The organism is Phenylobacterium sp., from assembly GCF_036263695.1.
In the GTDB taxonomy this organism is placed as follows: Bacteria; Pseudomonadota; Alphaproteobacteria; order Caulobacterales; family Caulobacteraceae; genus Phenylobacterium.
The window spans coordinates 1-6780 of the sequence record NZ_DATAGM010000201.1 but is presented as its reverse complement, the minus strand read 5'-3'; the positions used below and the strand labels follow the sequence as shown (position 1 = coordinate 6780).

General features: G+C 70.2%; 10 protein-coding genes and 1 tRNA gene. 10 read left to right on the top strand and 1 reads right to left on the bottom strand.

The features are described 5' to 3' along the window. Nucleotides 1–1191, top strand: a 1191-nt coding sequence (locus tag VHK87_RS08160; protein ID WP_329634405.1) for an NAD(P)/FAD-dependent oxidoreductase, incomplete at its 5' end; no start/stop codon positions are given. A 217-nt stretch (nt 1192–1408) separates the two neighbouring features. Here VHK87_RS08160 and VHK87_RS08155 read toward each other — a convergent pair. After that, nucleotides 1409–2059, bottom strand: a complete 651-nt coding sequence (locus tag VHK87_RS08155; RefSeq protein ID WP_329634404.1) for a glutathione S-transferase family protein — start codon at nt 2057–2059, stop codon at nt 1409–1411. A 242-nt stretch (nt 2060–2301) separates the two neighbouring features. Here VHK87_RS08155 and VHK87_RS08150 point away from each other — a divergent pair, with 242 nt between their 5' ends. From VHK87_RS08150 to VHK87_RS08110, 9 genes are all read left to right on the top strand, one after another. Then, nucleotides 2302–2910, top strand: a complete 609-nt coding sequence (locus tag VHK87_RS08150) for an SH3 domain-containing protein (protein WP_329634403.1) — start codon at nt 2302–2304, stop codon at nt 2908–2910. A gap of 129 nt (nt 2911–3039) precedes the next feature. Then, nucleotides 3040–3519, top strand: coding sequence for a UPF0262 family protein (locus VHK87_RS08145; protein ID WP_329634402.1), 480 nt, complete (start codon nt 3040–3042; stop codon nt 3517–3519). A 4-nt stretch (nt 3520–3523) separates the two neighbouring features. Beyond that, entirely contained in the window at nt 3524–3973 is a 450-nt protein-coding gene (locus tag VHK87_RS08140; RefSeq protein WP_329634401.1) for a low molecular weight phosphatase family protein, read from the top strand. A gap of 41 nt (nt 3974–4014) precedes the next feature. Further along, nucleotides 4015–4464 carry a DUF411 domain-containing protein gene (locus VHK87_RS08135; protein WP_329634400.1) on the top strand — a complete coding sequence of 150 codons (450 nt, stop codon included), beginning with the start codon at nt 4015–4017 and terminating at the stop codon, nt 4462–4464. A gap of 102 nt (nt 4465–4566) precedes the next feature. Beyond that, a complete protein-coding gene (gene infA, locus VHK87_RS08130) occupies nt 4567–4785 on the top strand; it encodes a translation initiation factor IF-1 (protein ID WP_111458197.1) in 219 nt (72 codons plus the stop codon). 5 nt (nt 4786–4790) lie between these two features. Beyond that, complete coding sequence (locus VHK87_RS08125) at nt 4791–5378, top strand: nucleoside triphosphate pyrophosphatase (RefSeq protein WP_329634399.1); 588 nt, start codon at nt 4791–4793, stop codon at nt 5376–5378. Next, nucleotides 5375–6415 (top strand): ribonuclease E/G, encoded by a 1041-nt coding sequence (locus VHK87_RS08120; RefSeq protein ID WP_329634398.1) that lies wholly within the window; start codon nt 5375–5377, stop codon nt 6413–6415. The genes VHK87_RS08125 and VHK87_RS08120 overlap by 4 nt, the downstream gene beginning before the upstream one ends. Continuing rightward, complete coding sequence (locus tag VHK87_RS08115; protein ID WP_329634397.1) at nt 6412–6582, top strand: DNA gyrase inhibitor YacG; 171 nt, start codon at nt 6412–6414, stop codon at nt 6580–6582. The genes VHK87_RS08120 and VHK87_RS08115 overlap by 4 nt, the downstream gene beginning before the upstream one ends. Before the next feature lie 59 nt (nt 6583–6641). After that, nucleotides 6642–6717, top strand: a tRNA-Phe gene (locus VHK87_RS08110). The last annotated feature ends 63 nt before the right edge of the window (nt 6718–6780 follow it).

The window sequence follows — 6780 nt, the reverse complement described above, 5'->3', positions numbered from 1 at the left end:
AACCCGGAATCCAACGTCCAATTCGGGGAGGGCGGGGCCGGCACCTTTTCCGACGGTAAGCTCTACAGCCAGATCAAGGACCCGCGGTTCCTGGGGCGCAAGGTGCTGACCGAGTTCGTCGAGGCCGGCGCGCCGAGCGAGATCCTCACCGAGGCGCACCCGCACATCGGCACCTTCCGGCTGGTGACCATGGTCGAGAGCCTGCGCGCCAAGATCGAGGGGCTGGGCGGGGAGTACCGGTTCCAGCAGCGCGTGACGGACGTGGAGCTGGACCGCGGGCCGCACGGGGGGCTGCGGCTGCGGGGGCTGCACCTGCACACCGGCGAGTTCCTGGAAGCGGAGCAGGTGGTGCTCGCCGTCGGCCACTCGTCGCGCGACACCTTCCAGGCGCTCTATGACCGGGGCGTCCACATCGAGGCCAAGCCGTTCTCCATCGGCTTCCGCATCGAGCATCCCCAGTCGTGGATCGACCGGGCCATGTTCGGGCCTTGCGCGGGCCACCCGGACCTGGGGGCGGCGGCCTATTCGCTGTCGCATCACTGCGCCAACGGGCGAACGGTCTACAGCTTCTGCATGTGCCCGGGCGGGACGGTGGTGGCCGCCACGTCGGAGCCAGGGCGCGTGGTGACCAACGGCATGAGCCAGTATTCGCGCAACGAGCGGAACGCCAACTCGGGCTTCGTCGTCGGGATCTCGCCGGCGGACTATCCGAGCGAGCATCCGCTGGCCGGCATCGACCTGCAGCGCGAGCTGGAGAGCCGGGCCTTCGTGGCGGGCGGCGGGGACTATCGCGCGCCGGGCCAGCTGGTGGGCGACTTTCTGGCGGGCCGGGCGTCGAGCGCGCTCGGGAGCGTCACGCCCAGCTATCGTCCGGGCGTGCGGCCCACCGATCTGGCCGCCGTCATGCCGGAGTATGTCATCGAGGCGATGCGCGAGGCGCTGCCGGTGTTCGGCCGCAAGATCCCCCGCTACGACGATCCCGAGGCGGTGCTGACCGGCGTCGAGACGCGCACCTCCGCGCCCATCCGCATCACTCGCGGCGCCGACTTCCAGAGCCTGAACGTGCGCGGCCTGTTCCCGGCCGGCGAGGGCGCCGGCTACGCCGGCGGCATCCTTTCGGCCGCCGTCGACGGCATCAAGGTCGCCGAGGCGGTGGCGCGGGCGATGGCTGGCGAGGCGGCCGCGGCGTAGAAGGCCGCGCTTACAGGCGCGCTGTGTCGGCCATGCCGGCACCGGCTTCGTCACCCGGCATGGCTGGCCCAAGCCCTACTTCTATCGCCTCCGATCGGAGGATGGGGCTCAGAACAACGCCTTCCATCTGCTGTACTTCGCCGGCAACATCGTCGCCTACGCCGCCGTCCTGCTCGCGCTCCTGGTGGTCCTCAGCGCGGCCACCCGGCGAAGCCTGTCAGCCTGACGCCGTTCTCGATCGCTTCTCGTCGGCGGTCTTGAACTGACGAATCTGCTCGGCCTGGGCCTTCTTGAAGGCGGGTCGAGCGGTGATGCAGCTCACATACGCTTCGCTCGCCGGCCGGTCGCCGAAGGCGCGGACTTCCCGGACGCGCAGGACGTCGGCCATCAGCAGGTCCGCGATGGTGAAGCGGCCGGCCGCGAGCCATTCCCGCTCGCTGAAGATGGCTTCGAGCTGGGCGAGGCGCTGGCCCATCCACCCGGTCAGCTGATTGTCGGGGTCCCCTGAGATCTTCAGGAACCACCATGGCACGGTGACCATCTCGATCGAGTTGAGCGCGGCGATTGTCCACTGCAGCGTCTCCGCTTCTCCCACCGGATCACGCGGCATCAGCCGTTCGCTCTTGCGGGCGAGGTGCAGCAGCCCGGCGCCGCTTTCGAAGATCTGCAGGTCTCCGTCGCTCAGGAACGGAACCTGGCCAAACGGCTGGCGATCGAGATGATTGGTCTGGCGGTCATCGAACGGAACGGTTCGGACGGCGTAGGCCAGTCCGGCTTCCTCGCAGGCCCAGCGCAGCCTCAGATCCCGCACGAAGCCCCGAGGGCCCTCAGGGACCCAGTCGTAGGTCCAGATGGTCAGATCGCTCATCGCGGCAGGCCTTCCGTGGGTTGATGATCGATCCTACGCGGTGACGGCGTCTGTCCGTTAATCGTCCCGCAACACCTGTGGCGAGGCTCCGCCCCGCAGGGTCTGAAAACCGCCTAACAAAGCTGAACAGTTTCTGACAGGCGCGGCGAGGCGCCCGTTCAGCTGCGGCCACATAAGGTGCATCGCATCGGGCCTTCCCAAGGCTCTGGACGGAATTCGCGACACGAGGACGGAGAGTAGTCATGAACTTCAACCAAACCAAGCTGGCGCGCGGCGCGGCGGCGGCCCTGGCGGGCCTGGCCCTGACGGCCGGCGTTTCGGCCCCGGCTGCGGCCCAGGGGATCGGCAGCGGCGTCGTCAACTGCGACGCGCCGGGCCACAAGCAGATCGCCGGCGCCGTGCTCGGCGCGCTGGCCGGCGGGGCGCTGGGCTCCAATCTGGCCAAGAACGACCGCGGCACGGGCACCGCCATCGGCGCGGTCGCCGGCGCGGCCACCGGCTCCTACGTCGGCTGCCGCATGCAGCGCTCGGACGTGAACCGGCAGGCCGGCTACGGCCATCAGCGCACCTACAGCCACGGCGGCTACCGGCTGAACGGCGGCCTGGCTCCGGCGAGCTTCGCCCGTGACGGCGACATCTACCAGGCCACCACGACCATCAACGTGCGCTCGGCGCCGACCACCGGCTCGGCCCGGGTCGGCCAGCTGCGGGCCGGCCAGGACTTCGAGGCCCTTGCCCGGGTGCGCAACTCGCCCTGGATCCTGGTGGGCGAGGGCGGCGTCGGCGTCGGCTACGTGCACGAGGCCTACGTTGCGCCGGCCGGCGGCGGCCGCTACGCCGCTCGCTACTAGGCCGAACGAGACGTCTGAGGAGAGACTGGGCGCCCGGGCCACCCCCGGGCGCCCTTTTCTGTCGCGCGGCCCCCTGGCGGATGACGGCGCAGGCCGGATTGGCATAAAGCTCGCCGTTACGAATCCGCCATGGCCGACGACGAGCGCAAGAAACACCGCCTGCAGAGCGTCGAGATCGACGAAGAGTCGCTCGCGGCGGTTTCGCGCGACCAGGAGCAGGAGCGGCAGATCGCCATCTTCGACCTGCTCGAGGAGAACTATTTTCATCCCGAAGGCGCCGAGACGGGTCCCTACGACCTGCGCATGGGGCTTATGGAGAACCGGCTGGTCCTGGACGTTAAGGGCCCGACCTACGAGAAGCGGCACATCCTGTCGCTCTCGCCGTTCCGCAGCATCATCAAGGACTACTTCATGATCTGCGACAGCTACTACCAGGCCATCCGGTCGGCGAGCCCGCAGCAGATCGAGGCCCTGGATATGGGCCGGCGCGGACTGCACAATGAGGCTTCGCAGCTGCTGCGCACGCGGCTGGCCGGCAAGGTCGAGACCGACCTCGACACCGCCCGCCGGCTGTTCACCCTCATCTGCGCGCTCCACTGGCGGGGCTGATCGCTTGAGCTCTGGGGTAAGGTCGCCGCAGGCGGTGCTGTTCGCCTGCAACTTCAACCGGGTGCGCTCGCCGATGGCCGAGGCGCTGCTGAAGAAGCTGGCAGGTAACCGGATCTATGTGGACAGCTGCGGGCTGCGCCGCGAGGCCGCAGAGGCGGGCGAGGCGGATCCCTTCACCCGTGCGGTAATGGCCGAGATTGGCGTCGACCTCGAAGGCCACACGCCCAAGACCTTCGACGAGCTGGAGGACGATTCCTTCGACCTGGTCGTCTCGCTCACTCCCGAGGCGCAGCACCGCGCCGTCGAGCTCACCCGTGGCCGCGCGGTGGACATCGAATACTGGCCGACACACGATCCGACGCTTGCCGAAGCCTCCCGGGAAAGCCGGATGGCCGCCTACCGCGAAGTACGGGACGCCCTGGCGCGGCGGATCGCCGAACGATTCGGCGACTAGACGGCTGGATAGTCGTAAAGGGCGGAACCACATTGAACGCCATGAACAGACGCCTCTTCCTCGTGGCCGCGACGGCGGTCGGCCTCTGCGGCTCGTCGGCTGCAGCTGCACCCGGCCCCAAGCTCACCGTCTACAAGACCGCCTCCTGCGGCTGCTGCCGCGGCTGGGTGACGGCGATGGCGCGGGCCGGTTTCGCGCCCGTTGTGGTGGAGGTGGAGGACCTATCGGTGGAGTGGCGCAAGCGCGGCGTGCCCGACGCGCTCTCCTCCTGCCACCTCGCCGACATCGGCGGCTACGTCACGGTCGGCCACGTGCCGCCGGCCGACGTGCGCCGCCTCCTGAAGGAGCGTCCGAAAGCGATCGGTCTTACCGTGCCCGGCATGCCTTTGGGCTCGCCGGGGATGGAGCAGCCCTCCGGGAAGAAGGAAGCCTTCGAGACCCTGCTGCTGCTCGCGGGCGGCAAGACGGCCGTGTTCGCCCGCCACGCCTAGCGAACCATCGACCAGCGCTTGCGAAGCGCGCTATAATGTGGGCTGTGCGGCTCGCGCCCTCGACGCGGGCCGTTCGTTTATGAACCACATTTGGGAGCCTGCATGGCGAAGGAAGAACTTCTGGAATTTCCGGGCACGGTGAGTGAAGTCCTGCCCAACGCGACGTTCCGCGTGAAACTCGAGAACGACCACGAAATCATCGCCCATACCGCCGGCAAGATGCGCAAGAACCGCATCCGCGTGTCGGCCGGCGACAAGGTCCTGGTCGAGATGACGCCCTACGACCTGACCAAGGGCCGCATCACCTTCCGCGTCCGCTAGGGACGTTGCCGGACAAGCGGCCGCAAGGCCTGGTGCTGGCGTCGGCGAGCCCCAGGCGCTTGGATCTGCTGCGCCAGGTCGGGATCATCCCCGACGCGGTCCTCGGCGCCGAGATCGACGAAACCCCGAAACCGAAAGAAACCCCCCGCCTGCTGGCCCTTCGGCTGGCGCGCGAGAAGGCGGCCAAGGTCGCGCAAGAGCGGCCCGGCGAGGTCGTGCTGGCGGCCGACACGGTCGTGGCGCTAGGCCGGCGGGTCCTGCCCAAAGCGGAGACGGACGCCGAGGTGCGGGCCTGCCTCGAGCTGCTCTCGGGCCGCGCTCACAAGGTGCTGACCGCGGTGGCGGTGTGCGGCGGCGAGCGGCCGATCAGCCGGCTGGTGGAGACGCGGGTCACCTTCAAGCGGCTGACGCCGGGCGAGATCGCCGGCTACCTGGAGAGCGGCGAGGGGGTGGGCAAGGCCGGCGGCTACGCCATTCAGGGCCGGGCAGGGGCCTTCGTCACCGAGCTGCAGGGCTCCTATTCCGGGGTGGTGGGTTTGCCGCTCTATGAGACTGTCAATCTGCTGACGGGCGCGGGACTGAAGGTGCGATGAGCGAGCGGCGGCTGTACCTCGACAAGGGTGTCGGCGAGCAGCGCGGGGTGGTGACCCTGGACGGGCGGCCGGAGCGGCTGCTGATCGCGCGCGACGGCGAGGCCCAGGCGCTGCAGGTCGGAGCCCGGCACCGGGCCCGGGTGCGCAAGGTCGAGCCGCAGCTCGGCTCGGCGTTCCTGGAGCTGGCCGGCGGCGCCGAGGCCATGCTCGATTTCAAGCCGGACGCGCGGCCGGTGCAGGGCGCCTCCCTTGAGGTGGAAATCCGGGCCGAGCCGCGGCGGGGCAAGCTGGCCCTGGCCCGCGCGCTCGGGCCGTCCGATGGGCCGCCGCAGCTGCTGGCGCCGCCGCCCGGCCTGAAGGCCCAGCTCACAGCCTTCGCCCCGGGCGTGAAGGTGACCGAGGGACCGTCGGCGCGGGAGATGGCCGACGAGGCCGAGGCCGAGGCGCTGGCGAGCGTCCACCCGCTGCCCGGGGGCGGCAGCGTGGCGATCGAGCCGACGCGGGCGCTGACCGCCGTCGACATCGACGTGGGCGAGCGGCAGGGCCAGGAGACCAAGCGCGTCGCCCGGCAGGCCAACCTGGCCGCCCTGGGCGCGGCCGCCCGGCTGCTGCGCCTGAAAGGGCTCGGCGGCATCGTGGTCTTCGACCTGGTCGGGCGCGGCCACGACGGGGCGGCGCTGACCGAGGCGGCGCGGGCCGCCTTTCGGCCGGACAATCCCGGCGTTGCGATCGGGCCAATCAGCCGGTTCGGGACCCTGGAGCTGCTGATTCCGCGCCGCACGCGCCCGATCGCCGAGATACTCTGCACGGAAGACGGGCGGCTCACGCCCCGCAGCCTGGCCCAGCGCCTGATCAGGGAGGCCGAGCGGGAGGCCGCCGCCGATCCGGGCGGGCGGCTGCTGCTGGCCTGCGCGCCGGCCGTGGCGCAGGCGGCGGAGCCGCTGGTGGAGGCGCTGACCGGGCGGATCGGGGCGCGGGTCGAGCTTGCTTCCGACCCGGGCCTCAAGGAGGACGACCTGCGGGTGAGGCGGCGATGAGCGCGCCCTGTCCGATCTGCAAGAAGCCGGCTCAGCCGGAGTACCGGCCGTTCTGCTCCAAGCGGTGCGCCGACGTGGACCTGCAGCGCTGGCTGACCGGCGGCTACGCCGTGCCGGCCGTCGAGGACGATGAGGGGCCTGCGGAATCCGATGAGGACGGCGACTGACCTCGCTGGACTTCCCGCGGGGGCTCTTTTATAGACGCGGCTCCCGCGAGCGCGGCCTCGCCTGGGTAGCTCAGTTGGTAGAGCAGCGGATTGAAAATCCGCGTGTCGCTGGTTCGATTCCGGCCCCAGGCACCACTTCTCCTCATTGATTGCGCGGCGGCGATGGCGTCCCTCCGGCCGGCCGCAGCTGGCCGCGAG

Bases quoted from the DNA above. Each gene is read 5' to 3' on its own strand.
- VHK87_RS08155 (WP_329634404.1), bottom strand. From the start codon at position 2,059: ATGAGCGATCTGACCATCTGGACCTACGACTGGGTCCCTGAGGGCCCT.
- infA (WP_111458197.1), top strand. From the start codon at position 4,567: ATGGCGAAGGAAGAACTTCTGGAATTTCCGGGCACGGTGAGTGAAGTC.
- VHK87_RS08120 (WP_329634398.1), top strand. From the start codon at position 5,375: ATGAGCGAGCGGCGGCTGTACCTCGACAAGGGTGTCGGCGAGCAGCGC.
- VHK87_RS08145 (WP_329634402.1), top strand. From the start codon at position 3,040: ATGGCCGACGACGAGCGCAAGAAACACCGCCTGCAGAGCGTCGAGATC.
- VHK87_RS08135 (WP_329634400.1), top strand. From the start codon at position 4,015: ATGAACAGACGCCTCTTCCTCGTGGCCGCGACGGCGGTCGGCCTCTGC.
- VHK87_RS08150 (WP_329634403.1), top strand. From the start codon at position 2,302: ATGAACTTCAACCAAACCAAGCTGGCGCGCGGCGCGGCGGCGGCCCTG.
- VHK87_RS08115 (WP_329634397.1), top strand. From the start codon at position 6,412: ATGAGCGCGCCCTGTCCGATCTGCAAGAAGCCGGCTCAGCCGGAGTAC.